Genomic DNA, 17,310 nt, shown 5'->3' with positions numbered 1-17,310 from the left:
CATGCTGCTCCAGTTGACGCCCACCGCGCTGCCGGAAGTCCTCATCGTCGAACCCAAGGTCTTCGGCGACGCGCGCGGTTTCTTCACCGAAAGCTGGAACGAGGCCCGCTTCAACGAGGCCCTGGGCCAGGACATCCATTTCGTGCAGGACAACCACTCCCGCTCCACGCGCGGCGTGCTGCGCGGCCTGCACTACCAGCTCGACCCGCATCCGCAGGGCAAGCTGGTGCGCTGCGTCGCCGGCGCGGTGTTCGACGTGGCGGTGGACATGCGCGCGTCCAGCCCCCGCTTCGGCCAATGGGCGGGGGTGGAGCTGAGCGCCGGGAACCACCGCCAGCTGTGGATCCCGCCGGGCTTCGCGCACGGCTTCGTCGTGCTCAGCGAGACGGCCGACTTCCTGTACAAGACCAGCGGGCGCTACGCGCCGGAGTGCGAAGGCTCGGTGCGCTGGGACGACCCCCGCATCGGCATCGCCTGGCCGCTGGACGGCCTCGCGCCGCAGCTGTCGGCCAAGGACCTGGCGGCGCCGCTGCTGCAGGACGCCAAGACCTTCGCCTGAGCGGCAGGCGGGCGGACGGCGCAGACGCGCGCGCCCCGGGCAGCCGCCGTCAGGCGCGCGCGTCGCCCCAGCGCAGCGGCGTGACCTCGTCGCCCACGTAGCTGGTGTGCCCGCTGCGGTCCACGCAGTACTGCGGCGAGATGATCATCTCGCGCACCGCCATGCCTTCGCCGATGCGCGTGTGCTCGATGAGCACCGAGCGCTCCACCACCGCCCCGGCGCGCAGGTGCGAGCCATGGCCGATCCACGTCGGCCCCACCACGCGGACACCCGGCTCGATGCGCACATTGGCGCCGATGTAGACCGGCCCCTCGATGTGGACCTTGTCCCAGTCCACCGAGGTGTTCAGCCCCGTCCAGACCTGCGGCCGCACCTCGCGCCCGGGCACCTGCATCTGCGCCACCTCGCCGGCCAGCACCCGCTGCGTCACCGCCCAGTAGTCCGTCAGCCGGCCGATGTCGATCCAGTTGAACGGGCGGTTCTGCGCATAGAACGGCAGGCCCTTCTCCACCAGCAGCGGGAACAGCTGGCTGCCGATGTCGAACTCCCGGCCCGGCGGGATCAGGTCCAGCACCTCCGGCTCGAAGATGTAGATGCCGGTCGAGGCCAGCGTGCTGAGCGCGTCCTCCGGCTTGGGCTTTTCCTGGAAGGACGTGACGCGCCCGTCGGCGTCGGCCACGACGATGCCGTAGTTCTTCGTGTCCTCGCGCGGCACGTCCAGCGTCACGACGCTGGCGATCGCGCCCTTGGCCTTGTGCTCCGCGAGCGCCGCGGTGATGTCCATGTCGATGATGGCGTCGCCGCACAGCACCAGGAAAGTCTCGTCGAAGAAGCCGCCGAAATCCTGGATCTTGCGCATGCCGCCGGCGGAGCCGACCGGCTTGCACACCACCTCGCCCTGCTCGCGGACCCCCTCATAGGAATAGCCCAGTTCCACGCCCCAGCGCTGGCCATTGCCGAAGTAGTTCTCGATCTTCCAGTGCAGGAAGGCCACGTTGACCATGATCTGCTTCACGCCGTGCAGCGCGAGGTGCTCGACCAGGTACTCCATCACCGGCTTGCCGAGGATGGGCACCATGGGCTTGGGCGTGAACTTGGTCAGCGGGCGCACCCGCGTTCCCTGGCCCGCCGCCAGGATCATTGCTTTTGCCATCTGTCGTACTTCCTTGGTGGAATCCGTCGTCTCTAGCGACCAGCAAGAATCACACCGGCCGGCGCGGGCGACCGCCGGAGCCTCGGCCGGTCGAGGCCCTCCAGGCCCGTCGCCATCGCGGGCGCCCGCCCCTGATCAGACCTTGTAATAGTCCCGGTACCAGGCCACGAAGCGCCCAATGCCTTCCGGCACCGGCATCGCCGGCCGGAACCCGGTCCACGCGGCAAGCTCCTCCACGTCGGCATGGGTGGCCGGCACGTCGCCATCCTGCAGCGGCATGAAGTTCTTCACCGCCTCCTTGCCGACGGCCTGCTCGATGGCCTCGATGAAGCTCATCAGCTCGATGGGCGCGTGGTTGCCGATGTTGAAGACGCGGTACGGCGCGCTGGAGCGGGCCGGATCGGCCTGCACCGGGTCGTAGGCGGGGTCGGGCGTCGCGGTGCGGTCCAGCACCCGGACGACGCCCTCGGCGATGTCGTCGACGTAGGTGAAGTCGCGAATCATCTTGCCGTGGTTGAACACGTTGATCGGCCGGCCTTCGATGATCGCCTTCGTGAACAGGAACAGCGCCATGTCGGGGCGCCCCCAGGGCCCATAGACCGTGAAGAAGCGCAGGCCCGTCGTCGCCAGCCCGAACAGGTGCGAGTAGGTGTGGGCCATCAGCTCGTTGGCCTTCTTCGTGGCCGCGTAGAGGCTGATGGGGTGGTCGACGCTGTGATGCTCCGAGAACGGCATCTGCGTGTTGCCGCCATAGACGCTGGAGCTGGACGCGTAGGCCAGGTGCTGCACGCCGTTGTGACGGCAGCCTTCCAGGATGTTGGTGAAGCCGACGACATTGCTGTCGATGTAGGCGTGCGGGTTCTCGATGGAGTAGCGCACGCCAGCCTGCGCGGCCAAATGCACGACGCGGTCGAAGCGCTGCTCGGCGAACAGCCTGGCCATGCCGTCGCGGTCGGCCACGTCCAGCTTCACGAAGCTGAAACCGGGCTTGCCCTGGAGCCGCGCCAGGCGGTCGTGCTTGAGCTGTGGCGAGTAGTAGTCATTCAGGTTGTCCAAACCCACGACCTGGTCGCCGCGCGCCAGAAGGATCTGGCTGACATGCATGCCGATAAAGCCGGCGGCGCCGGTGACAAGAACCTTCACGCTGAATTCCCTATGCAACCCCAAAACGAGTCGCGCATTCTCCTACATACGTGATGGACTCAACGGTTGGCGCCCCTGGCCTGAGGGCATCGCGAGTAATCGAGAAATCGACACGGAGCGTGTCTCGATGTAACCAGAACAGCGGCTGTGATCGCGTTCACGCAAGCATTCTGTTACCCCCCAATTGCGGGGGGACAAGCGCCTACATTGGGCGTCCAGGGCATTCCGCTCCCAACGCCGCCGCCGCCCCCAATGGCGCACATCGCAGTTCTCCGTGCCCCATCAGCCATGCTTCCTCTTCCCCTCATCACTCGCCCGCTGCTCAACGCGCTCACAGCCGCAGTCACAGCCATTTCCATAACCGCCTGCGGTGGCGGATCGGCTGACGCCCCCTCTCAAGCGGCGCTCAGCACGCCGGTATCGGCCAGCACGAACGCCTACGCCACGACCGCATTGAGTGAAGCAGCCCAAGGCACCGCCCCTGCTTCCGAACTGGTCGGCAGCACCGTTGCGGACGATCCAACTGCCCCCGCTGCTCCCGCCCCCGAGGAAGAGCCTCACCGGGTCATTCAAGCCGCAGCAGCGTTGCCTGAAGGCTCTGAAACTGTGCTGATTCTGCGTGCCCATGCAGACTTGGCTGCCAACGTAGGGGCCATGATCTCCTTGCGCGTCGATGGCGTTGTCACAAGCACCATAGAAGTTCGAGCCCCCCAACCGACCGACTACCGGTTGGCCGCGCCCAGACTCAGGCCCGGCAGCAAGGTGGACATCGTCTACACCAATGACGGCACCGCCAACGGAGGCGACCGCAACCTCTATGTCCAACAGATCAGTACGGCCGACACGGCGGTGCTGATGACCGACTCCATCGTCAGCCTCGACAGGGGCAGCGGCGACGCTGCATTCGATGGTCAGAACGTAGTCGCCGGCACCACCAAGGTCTACAGCAACGGCGCGCTACGCCTGACCTGGCCCTCGCCCGGCCTCACGAACCGGCTGACCGTGCGTGCAAGTGCCAACAGCGCCGGAGACAAAGGCGCCATGATGACCGCACGCGTGGATGGCATCGTGGTCGGAACGGCTGAGGTGTCGTCCGCCGAGCCCACCGACTATGTGTTCGCAACGAAGCCGATTCCAGTCGGCACTTTGGTGGACATCGCCTTTGAGAACGCTGGCAGCGTGAACGGCAAGGTCCGCGGCCTGCGTCTGCACTACCTGATGTCTGGCACCACGGTGCTCCAACCCAGCGCCGGTGGCATGTCATTCGACGCCGGTAATGGCCTGGCGGCGTTCGACGGCATCAACATGCAACAGACCACGCAGAACTTGATCACCGCCAACGGTGCGCTGCGGGGTCGATGGCCAGCAGCCAACATGACCGACAAATTGACCGTGCGCGCCAGCGCCCGCTTGGCGAACAACATTGGCCCGATCGTTCAAGTACGCGTAGACGACGTGGTCATCGGCACGGTGGAACTGCGCTCCACCACTCCGACGGACATCAGCTTGCCCACGCTCCCGATCAAGCCAGATCAGCGAGTCGAGGTCATCTACACCAACGGCACCACGAATCGTGAGCTGCAACTGGCCTACGCCATGTCAGGCAAGACCGTCCTGCTGGCCACCAACAACACGCTGAGCGCCGCTTGGCCGCAACCGAACCTCACCGACACGCTCATCGTGCGCGCGCGCGGCGACCTCGCCGAGGGCACCGGCCCCATCATGCAAGTGTTTGTCGATGGCGTGATGGTTGGCGCCACCGAAGTCAAGTCGACTGGATTCGCTGACTATGGATTTGCCGTACCAGCCATGCGAGGCGGCCGCAAATTCGACATCGCATTTGTCAACGACGCTGTGATCAAAGGCATTGATCGCAACCTGTATGTCGCCTACGCCACCACAAACAACACGGTCTGGACGCCCTCCACCACCGGCAACCGCTTTGACCGTGGCAGCGGCGCCAACGCATTCGATGGCGTCGATGTCGTCGCCCCGAGCGGCACGCTGTATTCAAACGGCGCGCTCCGGGCGACGTGGCCCGAGCCCAACATCACCAGCACTGTCAGGGTGCGCGCCAGCGCCGTGCCTGCCGGGGGTATCGGTGCGTTGATGATCCTGTGGGTCGATGGCGTTGCGGTCAGCGCAGCCAATGTCACCGGCACCACGCCTACCGACTTCATCATGCCCAGCACCGCACTGAAGCCAGGCAGCAAAGTCGTCGCCGCCTTCTCGAATCCAGGCAGCATCGAAGGCACAGAGCGCAAGCTCAACGTGCACTACCTGATCGCCGACTCCACCTTCCTCACCCCTTCGTCTTCCGGCGCCAGCTACTCTGCCGGCATCCTGTCCGGCACTTGGCCGACTGCCAACCTGACCGATACGGTAACGGTGCGCGCGTCCGCGACCATGGCTGCAGGGATCGGCGCGATGATGCAGTTGCGTGTCGACGGTGTGATCGTTGGCAATGTAGAGGTGCGCAGCACGACGCCCACAAACTACACCTTCTCCGTCCCGCGGCTCATGGCAGGTAGCCGCATCGACCTGCTGTATACCAACGACGCCACGGTGAACGGCGTGGACCGCAACCTGTTTGTGCAGTACATCCGCACCAGCGGCGCCACCCTGGTCCCGTTTGCCAGCAATGTCGTGTTCGATGCCGGCAGCGACGAAGCCGCCCTTGATGGGGCGGACACCAGCACCAGCAGCGGTGCCATGTACACCAATGGCGCACTGCGCTTCACTGTGCCGGCGGAACCGGTCTTATCGACAGCCGCCCAGAACGCCGCATCGCGGCTGCTTCAGCAGGCGAGCTTCGGCCCGACCATTGCAGACGTGGAACGGGTAGCCGAGATTGGCCAGTCTGCCTGGATCAACGAGCAGTTGGCCCTGCCCTTCACGCCGGACATGGTGGCCGCCGTTCAGGCTCACTATGACCGGGGAGATGCGTATCGTCCCGGAGGCAGCGCATACACGTCCAACTGGGTCGGGCAGCGTTTCTGGGCCTCTGCGGCCAGCAGTCCAGACCAACTCCGCCGCCGCATGGGATTCGCCCTGCATCAAATCCTGATGGTCTCGCAAGCAGACTCGAATCTTGAGCGCCATGCCCGGGCCTACGCCCAATACATGGACACGCTCAATCGCCATGCCCTGGGCAACTACCGCACCCTGCTAGAGCAGGTAGCCCTCAGTCCAGCGATGGGCATCTACCTATCGCACATGCGCAACCGCCCCGAACATGCCGTATCGGGCCGCATGCCCGACGAAAACTTTGCCCGCGAGTTGATGCAGCTGTTCACCATCGGCCTGTACGAGCTGAACATTGACGGCAGCCTCAAGCTCAATGGCAGCGGCCAACCCGTCGAAACGTACACCAACGACGACGTGATGGCGCTGTCAAAGGTGTTCACGGGCTGGAGTTGGGCATATCCGGACGCGCAACTCACTGAGCAGGTGTTCCGCTTTGGCAACCCCGACATCAGCGTCGCTGGCGACCAACGGATTGACATCCTTCCGATGAAGGCCTACCCGAACCAGCACTCGCCCAGCGAGAAGCGCTTGTTCCGCGGCAAACCGAACGCGACCGTGATTCCGGCCGGCAGCAGCGCCCAGACCAGCCTGAAGCTGGCGCTGGATGCCCTGTTCAACCATCCAAACGTCGGCCCCTTCATCAGCCGCCAGCTAATCCAGCACCTCGTGAGCAGCCACCCCAGCAACGCCTATGTAGCTCGAGTGGCCGCCGTGTTCAACAACAACGGCAAGGGCATGCGGGGGGATCTAGGCGCCGTCGCCCGCGCCATCCTGCTGGACAGCGAGGCCGTCACGCCCCCTTCCAACAGCGTTGGCAAGTTGCGCGAGCCCGTATTGCGCGTGGCGCACTGGATGCGCAGCTTGCAGGCCAGATCGGTGAGCGGCCAATATGCAATCGACGGCGACATCCTCGCGCTGGGCCAGCGTCCATTGCATGCCTCCTCCGTGTTCGGCTACTTCCGCCCGGGCTATGTGCCCCCCAACACGATGCTTGCAGCAGACGGCATCGCCGCGCCAGAAATGCAGATCGTCAATGAAGCCACCACGGCTCAGTGGATCAATCAAGCTGAGCGCATGGCCAGTACCGGCCTCGGCTGGGTCGGCACGCAAAGCGATGTAGTCGCCCAGTTGCATCCCCTGTCAGATCTGGTGGCATCGGGCCAACTGGCGTCCGTCGTCGAGCGCCTCAACCTGCTGTTTTATGCCGGCCGCATGAGCGGCACACTCAAGCAAGATCTGATGGATGCCATGATCAGTGTGAGCGGTGCCGATGCGTCCAGCCATATGAACCGTGCTCGCGTCGCCGTATTCCTGGCGCTGGCCTCACCCGAATACCTGGTGCAACGATGAACCGATCGATCCATACCGGCGCCTCGCGCCGCAGCTTTCTTCGGGCCGTGAGTGGCTTGGCGGCCAGTACAGCCATCCCGCAGCATGGCTTGCCTCTGGTCACCAGCCTCGCCGGCATGGCAGCGCTGGCCAGCCAAAGCAGCCACGCGGCCACGACGTCCGGCTACAAAGCGTTGGTGTGCCTCTACATGAACGGCGGCAGTGACAGCCACAACTGGGTCATCCCCACCGACGCCTCGGGCTACGCCGAGTACGCCCGCGCTCGCGGCGAGTTGGCATGGGCCGCAGACCGCCTGCAAGGCATCACGGTCGCAGGACAAGCCAGCGGCCGCAACTTCGGCATGCCGGCAGAGTTGGCCCCCCTGCGCAGTTGGTACGAAGCCGGCCAAGTCGCCATCCTGGCCAATGTGGGCCCGCTGGTCCGGCCGATCACGAAAGCCGAGTACAGCGCGGGCATCAACGTTCCTGCCAAGCTGTTTTCGCACAACGACCAGTCCTCCACATGGCAAAGCCTGGCGCCGGAAGGCGCGCCCTCGGGCTGGGGCGGACGCATGGGTGACATCCTCATGTCGGCCAACGCCCAACCCGTGTTCACGGCCGTATCGGCCAGTGGAAACGCCGTGTTCCTGTCGGGCAGCAGCGTCAGCCAGTATCAGGTGGATCAGGAAGGCCCCGTCTCGGCCAACGGCATGACCAGCGCCAGCGTGTTCGGATCAAGCGCCGCAGGCAAGGCCCTGCGACAAGCCTATGCCGCCACCGGCAGCGACCGCCTACAGGCCGAGTACGCCCGCGTGATGCAGCGAGGCCTGAGCGCCAATGCCACCCTCCAGGCCGCCCTGTCCAGGGTGAACGTTCCGGCCATTCCCAGCACCGCCATCGCCCAGATCAACGCGACCCATACCACGCTGGACAGGCTCAGCCTGGCTCGCCAGTTGCGCATGGTGCTGCAGATCATCGCGGCCAACCAAGCCTTGGGCATGCGACGCCAAGTGTTCATGGTTCAAATGGGTGGTTTCGACACCCACGCCAACCAAATGCGCGACCAGCCCATCCAAATGGCCCAGGTCGCGCAATCGATCAACTACTTCATGTCGGCGCTGAACGGCCTGGGTCTGCAGAACAATGTGACGCTATTCACCGCCTCGGATTTCGGCCGCACCCTGCTAAGCAACGGCGATGGCAGCGATCACGGCTGGGGTAGCCATCATTTTGTGGCGGGCGGCGCCGTTCGTGGCGGAGCGATGTACGGACAGTTTCCAACCACTACTCTCGGCACCTCTCATGACATCGGTTCCGGAAGGCTGCTGCCTACAATGGCCGTGAGTCAGATGGCCGGGAGCATGGCTGCATGGATGGGGTTAAATACCTCCGAACAGATGCAGGTGCTGCCCTCTCTGGCGAATTTCTCCGGACAGCCCGCATTCATGCGGATATGACGGGCGGGACGGCGCAAGCACTCGCATTATGTGCCCGACGTCACAATGCTTGCGGCCCGAGAGCCAAAAGAGCGCGCGTTTGTATCAAAGGTACTGCTTGTGATATCTCCCCCCCTTTTGTCTCACCCATCACGTCGCGCCTGGCTTGTTCGTTCGGGGATTGTGTTTCTCGCAGGCCTCGGCACTACCTTGCAGACGCAGGCCAGGTCCGAGGCCCAGGTTCGCATGCGTCGCATCATCGACGACATGCAACACCCGCACGATTTTCCGTTGCACGGCATCGAGGCCAAGGGGGGCTGGCATGTCGGCCCCTTCGTCGTCATGGGTGCCGAACCTTACGGACGAGCCCTACCCAAATGGTGGCGTGAGGGCACCCGCTTCGACGAATGGCACTCCGTGGCCGGCTGGTTCACCGTCTACCTCGACGCACGCGGCAGCCCGGCGACCAATACCGGCGTCGAGATCAACGGCCTGGAGCTCTGGGTGCTGCGGAGAAGCACTCGTCGCTGGGGCTCGCTCAGGGCCCAACGATACCCCGCCTGGCAGGGCGCCTATCGCCCCAACGCCGTAGATTCTTTACGCAAAAGTGGCGGCCGAAAACGGGCAGACGACGACGGATTCATCGCCATTCCCACTGCGGGTTCCATGGTGCATGGCGGCGCCAAACAAGTCGAATTGCCGTGGACGCCCGACGGAGCAGACATGCTTGCACTGCTGGTATCCATCCGACACCGGCTCGTTGCCATCGATCCACAGCTTCCCGACGACCGTTCGATGGCGCGCATGGGCGTGATCGCTGGCGCCGACTACTACCCCTGGGTTGGGGCCGGCCTGGCCGACCTGCAGGCCAAGTACAACCCCGGTGCCGGATCGGGCCGACTCATCCAGTCCGGCCCCGACTGGAACTACTCCACGGTACTGCTGCGCCTGCCCGGCCTGACGGCCGAAGAACTACTGCAACTGCCACCGCCAAAATTTGTTTACTAATTAGTCCGCCCTGAAAAACTCCGTTCTCAGCCACAGACGGGCCGGCATATGCACCATGAACTGCAGCGCGTCATGGACTTCGCGTCAGTTGTGTGTGTCATGCCATGCTCTTAGCGCCGCGGCAGCCACTGTTCCAGCATCACCTGGTATTCGTTCAGCACCTGCGGCCAAGTGAACCGTTGCTGAAACTGAACCCGGCTGGCCGCACGCATCGTCTCGACGCGCTCGGGCGCCGCGAGCAGCGTGGTAATCGTGTCGGCGAATTGCCCCGCATCACCGAAGAATGCCGCCCCCTCACCCGCCACCCAGCGGTTGAACTGGTTGTCATGCGCGATCACGGCGTTACCCGCACCGAGCGCCTCCACCAGGGATGGATTGGTGCCACCGACCTGGTGCCCATGCACATAGGCCAGGCTGTGCGCGCGCAGTGCCTGAACCACGCTCTTGTCGTAAATGGCGCCCAGGAACACCACCTCCGTGCCTGCGGCGGCCTTGACCGCCCGGTGATAGGCGTGGCTTTCCTCGTACTTGCCCAGCACAGCGAGCTTCACACCGCGGGCCTTGGCACTGAATCCGCTGACCACTTCCAGAATGGAGTTCTCCGGCTCGGCACGCGCGATCACGGTCAGGTAACGCCTCGGTTCCAGCCCCAGTGCACGCACCGGCTCCTCTGGGGCCGCATCCACCTGGGCCGCGCCGTAGGGAATCATCGTGATCTTGCCGGCCTTCACCCGCGTCTGCAGGTGCCGCGCAATGCCGGGATGGTCGGCCACCAGATGGTTGCCAAGCCAGCAGCCCATCCAGTCGTTCATCCAGAACCAGGTCTTGGCCACACTGCCCCACTTGGCACGGGCCCACTCGATGCCGTCCATGTTGATCACGTTGGGCACACCCTTGAACCGCAACAGCGCACAGAAGACCGCCGTGTTGTAGCCCAGGGTCAGGCACAGGTCGCCGAAGCGCGACGCATGGCGGGTGGCCTGCCAGTCGAAGGCGATCGTGCCCTTGGGGCCGTCCAGCGCGACGGGAATGTTCACGCGCTCCACGCCCTCCCAGCGATCCTCGTAAATCGGCCCGCTGCCATCCACCTGGCAGTACACCACCACCCGCCAGCCCTGCTGCACCAGGTGCAACGCCAGGTACTCGGCAAAGGTCTCGAAGCCGCCATGGGCAGCCGGCACACCACGGGTGCCCAGGATTCGCAAGGTCTTGCGTTCGGTCATCTACATCAACTCCGCACGCCGAGATCGGCGTAAAGATCCAGCATGGCCGCCCGGTAGCGGTCCTTGGTGAATTCGGTTTCAACCATGGAGCGGCCTGCACGGCCCGCCTCGGCAAGCTCCGTCACCGACATCCGCGCGGTGCGCGACAGCAAAGCAGCCAACGCCTGTGCATCGCCAGGCTCGAAGGTCCAGCCCGTGACGCCGTCGCGCACCAGTTCCGGGATGCCCCCGATGGCCGCGCCGATCACCGGCGTGCCGAAACCAAAGCTCTCCAGCACGCTCATCGGCGCGTTCTCGTACCACTGTGACGGCAGCACAACCACGCGGGCCTGCCGGATCAGCGCATGCAGCGCCGCACCGGATTGGAAACCCAGGAACTCGATGCGCGCCCCGGCGGCATCGCCCAATTGGGCGACGAGCGCCCGCAGCGCCTCTTCCTCGGGGCCGGTGCCGGCGATCTTCAGCATCACACCCGCAGCCGCAGCCGCGCGGATCAGCGTGTCCACGCCCTTCTCCAGCGCCAGGCGGCCGAAGTACAGGAAATAGTCGCCGGGCTCGTACTGTGGCACCTGCGTCGAAGCATCGACATAGTTCGGGATGTAGACCACCTTGTCGGCCGGAAAGCCCCATTCGACGATCTTCTGACCGAAAAAGCGGCTCGGCACCACCAGCCGGTCGATGTGCTTCTGATAGGTGCCCAGCGCCCGGTGCAGCCCGCTTTCGGCGGCGACGATCGCGCTCGCGGCCAGCGAGTCGCGGATACATCGGTGTTTGACCACGTTGATCACCGAACCCGTACGGCAGCGCTCGCACACCCCGTCGCGGTTGAGCATCTTGTAGGCCGGGCAGGCCACCTTCAGGTCGTGGGCGGTCATCACCACGGGCACGCCCGCATTCTTCAGCACCGGCAGGATGGCGGGCGAATGGTGGTGGTAGATGCAGTGCAGATGCGCCACGTCGGCCGGGAAATCGCGCAGCAACGCGCGCAGTTTGCGCTGCGCCTCAAAGGAGTAGATCACCTTCGATGCCATCACCAGCTTGTCCAGCGTCGAGTAGGCGTTGCCGAACTCCAGTTCGTCGATGAAGTAGCGTGACCATGGCGTGGGCTGGTTCTTCGGATGCTGCATCGCGAAGAAGCCGTTGTCCCAGCCTTGTTCACCCATCAGCGCCGCATGCTCCAGGTACACGGCATCCGAGCCGCCGCGGCGGTAGTGGTAAGTGTTGATGTTCAGCAGTCGGGGCATCGTGACCTCAGTCGGGTGCCAGCATGAAGCTCGCGTACTTCGCCGCGATGTCACGCCAGTCGCAACCGGCAGCAGCACCGCGCATGGCCTGCTCCAGCGCAGCTTGATCCTGCTTGGCGGAAAGCACGGCACGCGCCAGGCCCTCGGCCATCTGCGGCCCCGGCTCCACCCAGACGCCGGCGCCCGTAGGCACCTGCTCGGGAAAATCGCCCACCCGCGAGGCCAGCACTGGTTTCTCGAACGCGATGGCCAGCTTCAGCACCCCGCTGGTCGAGCCCTCGTGATAAGGCATCGCCACCAGGTCACAGGCGCAGAAGTAGTTCTCCACCTCCTCGAACGGGATGCGCTCGTTGCGCAGAAGCACGTTGGGCAACCGGCCGGCGCGCTCCACCAGGGCGGCCAACTCGGCCGGGTGATGGCGTGCATCGAAACGCCCGGCGACGACGAACACCACGTCGCTGCGGTCCTGCATCTGCTCGGCCGCCTGCAGGAACTCCACCAGCCCCTTGCGCGGTTCCAGATGGCCGAAGAACAGCACCACGTAGGCCGACTCGTCTCCGGTCCAGCCGATACGCCGACGCGCATCCGCCTTGTCCGGCGACGCAAGGCGGAACAGGTCATACGCGCCGTGCGGCACAACCAGCATAGGACGCTGCACGCCCATGCGCGCCAGCGCCGCGCGCGCCGCCTCCGAGTGGACCACCAGCCGGTCGAAGCGCCGATAGAACCAACTGAATTCAGTCGCGCTCCAAGCGCGCGGATAGTGCGGCAGCACGTCATGCACCGTCAGCACGCAGCGAATCCCCAGCCAACGGAACAGCGTGACCAACAGACCTTCGAGCAGCGGCACTTTCAACTGAGCCTGGAACAGCAGCACCCGCGGCCGTCCGGCCACGATGGCCACGAAGAAGCGCAACACATCCAGCGGATACCACCTGGAGCGGCGGAAAAACCGGCGGACCGGAACCCCGAGCGCGTCGAAGGTTTTCGGCAGGGAAATACCGGTGATGACCTCCGTGGGGATCGTCTTGTTCAGCTCCCTGGCCAACGATAGGCTGTAATCGGTCAGGCCCGAATCACCAGTAAAACAAGCCACTGCAATCGTTCTCACATTAGGCCCCATGCAACTTCTCATGTGCACGACTGCGCCCCAACGCCATGAAAGGTCGCTCAATGAACCTATACCCAAGCATCGCCGCGATGAGAGAAAGTGGAAGCACCGCCCCTAGCAGCAGCAGGTAATTTTCAGCATCGCCACCACGGAGATACCCTTGACGAATGAGTAACCAGCCCACAATGTCCAACACGAAGACATGAAGCAGATAAAGGGAATAAGAAGATTCACCAACCTTCCGCAACCAACCCATCGAAAGAATTCTGCCGATGAATTCCTGAATAGGGCGAACAGCCCCCCCCCGCGAGCGGGGCCAGCAAGTCCCAAAGAAAGCAGCAAACCAAATCAACAATGATAGCCCTGCGGCCCGAACGTCAGGATCAACAAAAAGAGCAGAAGCAAGTACAAATGGTATCGAAAGCAGCATCAGCATCGTGTTTTTGCGGACAACTTTTCCATCACCACCAACCGCCAACAAGCGTGAACAAGCCCACCCCGCATAAAAATATCCCCAGCTATTGATAATCGCCGCATTCGTCAATCCAGGCAGGTAAGCCTCCCCCGCGATCTGAAGCACCGCAAAGGCTACGGCGATAGCGAGCGCCCCCCACCACCGTCTTGTCAACACAAGATAGATAGCTGGGGCAACCAAATAGAACTGCCATTCAAGCGAAAGACTCCACGCAGGCGCCAAGAGTGCCTGCGATGCGTGGGGCAACAGGTTCTCAGGCACCAACCCGTGAAGTAACGGCACGTGTGCCGCCAGGTGCGCCCAATAATCAGCATTCACCGCCTCCGCCCGCTGGCTGAATGCGGCCAAGTCGGATGCTGACCGCCATGGTTGATCCATCAATGCTTCATGGCGAAAACTACCAAGCAGCACCGCCAATCCAAGCGCAAAAAAATAAATCGGGAAAATTCTTGCAGCACGCGATCGGACATATATACCATACCCGACATGTTTCCGACGCAACATCTCAAAAACAACGAAACCACTCAACGTTATAAAAACATTGACTGGGACGCTAGTCAGCAACACCAACTTCATCCAAGAAGGCGCGTTAACCCCAAGATGGAAACCGAGAAAATTTCCAACATGACCAAACACGACCCAACTAGCCATTAGCGCCCGCAAACCCTCCAAGCCATCATATCTCTTCGGTTCAACAGAAAAAACCATCAAAACAGCCAAATCAGGAGAAATTTTATGAAACCAATAAAGGCCCGATAACAATACACAAATTATCAGCCAGCGCTGTCACCGCCTCGCCGCACCGGCACGCCCGCGTATCGACGTTAACGTCCCTGTTCCTAGGCATCGCCGCCGGAGCATTTCTGTATAACCCACAGTGAACCAAAAGATAAACTGCATTGCGCTCCCACCCAACACAGACATCTGGTAGGGGAGCATCAAAACCATTGACAAGGAGGCCGCTGCACAAAATGTCGCAGCCGCACGATCAAGCCCTGGCTCCAGACCACCGTTCGCCAACTTCCAGCTTATCCAGAAAGTGCGGACACCAATGCTCGCGAACAGCACAAAGCAAATAATCCCTCCGTCCCAGAGCAGTCTAGACATAGCGTGAGCATCAAGCCCCAACCCATACTGACGGACCGCCGACCCCATCCCAATGGTAAAACTCCCCTCAATTGAAGATCCGACACCATGTCCAATGAGGGCACCAAATATGCTACCGAGCTGCACGTTCATCTGATACCAATGAACAATAGTTCCAACGCGCCCCCTATGATCTGGCGTCACCATAAAGTTAGGGTCGAATGAATACCCAAAATCATGCCCAGCGTCGCCACTCGCCCAGTACTTTATATAATAAGTGACTGCAATCACCGAGAAAGCAATTCCTCCCGCCACCACAGCGGTAAAGGCGAATTTTGGATTCCTCCTGAGATCGGTCAAAAACGCAACAACAAACAATACCGGTATCAGAACCAAAGTTACTTTTGTTTCGGCAAGAAGTATGGGGACCAGCAAGCAGGCAACAATTCCAACGACAACAGGCGTACTCATCAGTCGATCACGGCGCAACGCGGTAACAAACACCATAACCATGACTAGAAAGGAGGCCATCTCACCGGTGTATCCACCTGTCAGAACGTTCCCCCCGAAAGTTCCCACAACCGCTTCATCCGCCCGCCCAATCGCGCCTGCTTGAGCGACTCTCCAGGGGCCAACCACTAGCGACTGATAGAGGCCAAATGGCACCTGCAACAACGCGATGCCGACAAGTATTTTGAATAGCAACTGGCCCGTTTCAGGCTTCAGCCCTCCCCAGATCAGCAAGGCAGCAACCCCGATATAAGGCACATAGCCGCGCACACCAACCATCGCCTGCGCAAACGAAATTTGGTTGACGACGCTGGAGAAACCCAACGTCAGCAGGTACACCACCACCAGCGGCATGAGCGAGCCCAGTGGTTCATTTGCAGCCCTGCCGCCCGCAATCCGGGCCACCACCGTGATCAGCATGCTGCCCACGATGAGGGAACTGAGCCAGTTAGCCTGCCCGAACGACGCGAAAAATTCCAGGACACCGGTGACGACAAGCGCGACGAGAGTCGCCAAGACGATGTGCAGGCGGGGGCTGACAATCACCGCCACGCCGATGAGCAGAGCCGACAGCATGGCGATGGGCAGGATCGCGCCCAGGGCCGCCGCGAGCCCGCCAACAACAGCCAATACGATCGCAACGGCCAGGATGCCAACCGTTGCACCCGACCACCGATTGCCAGTTGACATCCTGCGCACCATGCCCATTGCCGCCATGTCAGCCTTTCAGCATATCTGACGAACCGAGCGCCGCTTCACGCAGCACGCGTGCCTTTTCTCGCAACGTGTCGCTGATGCTGGCACGCTGCTGCTGGATGCGGCTGAAAGCCTGCTGCATGCTGGCCAGCGTCAAATCCTTGGTCTCGACCAGGTAGTCGATGGAGCCGAACAAGTCTTCGTTCAGACCGCGCGCCTTGCGGCTGTAGCCGATGGACAGCGTGGGCACGGCCTGCGAGAAAGCGGCCACGGTGGCATGAGTGCGCGCGGCCACCAGGGAATCCAGCCCAGCGATCACGCCCTTGAGTTCGCAGGCATTCAGGCCGGGAGGGAGCACGTAACAGCGGTCGGGGCGATTCAGGCGCTCGGCCAACTGACGCAGGTAGGTCAGATCACTGTTGGTGGGCATTTCCGCCTGGTCGACGTGATAGATCAGGCAGACCTTGCGACCCTGGTCGTCGATGAGCCAGCGCAGGAAGTCGAGCACGGTGTCTTCGAGCGAACGGCCGCCGCCCTGGGAGCTAAATAGCTTACGGATTAGCGGACTGACGTTGAAGCCGACGGCACCGCGGCAGCGCTCCATATCCACCCCCAGTTCGGTACGTGGCTGAACCGAGGCGAGCCGGTAAGCCGGATCGCCCACCACCTTGACCGGTAGGCCGTAGTCCTTGGCCAGTGAAGCCGCGGATGTGGTCTCGCGGACGGTGATGCCCTTGTAGCCACGCAGGTGCGAGCGCATGGCGGATACGACGTTGCCGTTCGCCTCGAACGGCCCCACCGAGGCAGCCCACAGGTAGGTGGGCTTGCCCAACGCACGGGCACGGTCGATCAAGCGCGACCACATGTAGAGCGAGTGGATGCCGTAGTCCAGCGAGATGATGTCGCCCCCGATCATCAGCACAGCGTCGGCGCTCGCCAGATCGGCCTCGACGGCGGCGCTGTAGCGTGGCACAGGTGGCTGCACGCCGGCCATACCGGGCAGGCGCTGCATCAACGAGCACCACCACTTGAGGCTTGACGGCATTGTCGGAGCGGTGACGAAGCGCACGCCGTAGGCCGCATGGTCGGGCCACTGGGCGATGTCGGCAGCAGCATCCACCGACGGCACGAGGAACTGCGTGTCCGGGCCCTCGGTGGTGCGCAGGATGTCGATGGTGCCTCGCACCAGGGCCTCGCAGCCGCGATTGCCGAAACTGGTTTGACCGGCGAGATAGAAAACCATGAACTATCGACTCCTAGAAGCAATTGACTGAAGGTTGACTGGCAACGTCAGGAAGCAGAGCAAGCCA

12 protein-coding genes are annotated in these 17,310 nt (G+C 63.0%); 4 read left to right on the top strand and 8 right to left on the bottom strand.

The window, feature by feature from the left end:
• Position 1 precedes the first annotated feature (1 nt).
• Positions 2–559 (top strand): dTDP-4-dehydrorhamnose 3,5-epimerase, encoded by a 558-nt coding sequence (gene rfbC / locus QM788_RS10740; RefSeq protein ID WP_415661479.1) that lies wholly within the window; start codon positions 2–4, stop codon positions 557–559.
• Between the two features lie 49 nt (positions 560–608).
• Here rfbC and QM788_RS10735 read toward each other — a convergent pair whose 3' ends face one another.
• Positions 609–1,712, bottom strand: coding sequence for a sugar phosphate nucleotidyltransferase (locus tag QM788_RS10735; RefSeq protein ID WP_415661478.1), 1,104 nt, complete (start codon positions 1,710–1,712; stop codon positions 609–611).
• A 135-nt stretch (positions 1,713–1,847) separates the two neighbouring features.
• A complete protein-coding gene (locus QM788_RS10730; RefSeq protein WP_415661477.1) occupies positions 1,848–2,855 on the bottom strand; it encodes an NAD-dependent epimerase in 1,008 nt (335 codons plus the stop codon).
• Between the two features lie 288 nt (positions 2,856–3,143).
• On the opposite strand from QM788_RS10730, the gene QM788_RS10725 reads away from it, so the two are divergent.
• The 3 genes from QM788_RS10725 (at position 3,144) to QM788_RS10715 (ending at position 9,655) form a co-directional block, all read left to right on the top strand.
• Positions 3,144–7,232, top strand: coding sequence for a DUF1800 family protein (locus QM788_RS10725; RefSeq protein ID WP_415661476.1), 4,089 nt, complete (start codon positions 3,144–3,146; stop codon positions 7,230–7,232).
• Positions 7,229–8,668: a DUF1501 domain-containing protein gene (locus QM788_RS10720; RefSeq protein ID WP_415661475.1), complete on the top strand. Its 1,440-nt coding sequence runs from the start codon at positions 7,229–7,231 to the stop codon at positions 8,666–8,668. Before QM788_RS10725 ends, QM788_RS10720 begins: the two co-directional genes overlap by 4 nt.
• Before the next feature lie 225 nt (positions 8,669–8,893).
• Positions 8,894–9,655 (top strand): hypothetical protein, encoded by a 762-nt coding sequence (locus tag QM788_RS10715; RefSeq protein WP_415661474.1) that lies wholly within the window; start codon positions 8,894–8,896, stop codon positions 9,653–9,655.
• Positions 9,656–9,765: 110 nt separating this feature from the next.
• Here the strand turns inward: QM788_RS10715 and QM788_RS10710 are convergent, their stop codons facing one another.
• From QM788_RS10710 to QM788_RS10685, 6 genes are read right to left on the bottom strand one after another with little or no spacing between them, the layout of a single operon-like run.
• Complete coding sequence (locus QM788_RS10710) at positions 9,766–10,878, bottom strand: DUF1972 domain-containing protein (protein WP_415661473.1); 1,113 nt, start codon at positions 10,876–10,878, stop codon at positions 9,766–9,768.
• A 5-nt stretch (positions 10,879–10,883) separates the two neighbouring features.
• Positions 10,884–12,122 (bottom strand): glycosyltransferase, encoded by a 1,239-nt coding sequence (locus tag QM788_RS10705; protein ID WP_415661472.1) that lies wholly within the window; start codon positions 12,120–12,122, stop codon positions 10,884–10,886.
• Between the two features lie 7 nt (positions 12,123–12,129).
• Positions 12,130–13,245, bottom strand: a complete 1,116-nt coding sequence (locus tag QM788_RS10700; RefSeq protein ID WP_415662975.1) for a glycosyltransferase — start codon at positions 13,243–13,245, stop codon at positions 12,130–12,132.
• A complete protein-coding gene (locus tag QM788_RS10695; RefSeq protein WP_415661471.1) occupies positions 13,235–14,470 on the bottom strand; it encodes an acyltransferase family protein in 1,236 nt (411 codons plus the stop codon). The genes QM788_RS10700 and QM788_RS10695 overlap by 11 nt, the downstream gene beginning before the upstream one ends.
• Positions 14,471–14,494: 24 nt before the next feature.
• Positions 14,495–16,021 carry a hypothetical protein gene (locus QM788_RS10690; RefSeq protein ID WP_415661470.1) on the bottom strand — a complete coding sequence of 509 codons (1,527 nt, stop codon included), beginning with the start codon at positions 16,019–16,021 and terminating at the stop codon, positions 14,495–14,497.
• 1 nt (position 16,022) lies between these two features.
• Positions 16,023–17,243: a polysaccharide pyruvyl transferase family protein gene (locus tag QM788_RS10685; RefSeq protein ID WP_415661469.1), complete on the bottom strand. Its 1,221-nt coding sequence runs from the start codon at positions 17,241–17,243 to the stop codon at positions 16,023–16,025.
• Between the last annotated feature and the right edge of the window lie 67 nt (positions 17,244–17,310).

It is taken from the genome of Roseateles sp. (genome assembly GCF_047654785.1).
Classification (GTDB): Bacteria; Pseudomonadota; Gammaproteobacteria; order Burkholderiales; family Burkholderiaceae_C; genus Pelomonas.
The sequence above is the reverse complement of the archived record's forward strand: the minus strand, read 5'-3'. Positions and strand labels throughout refer to the sequence as shown.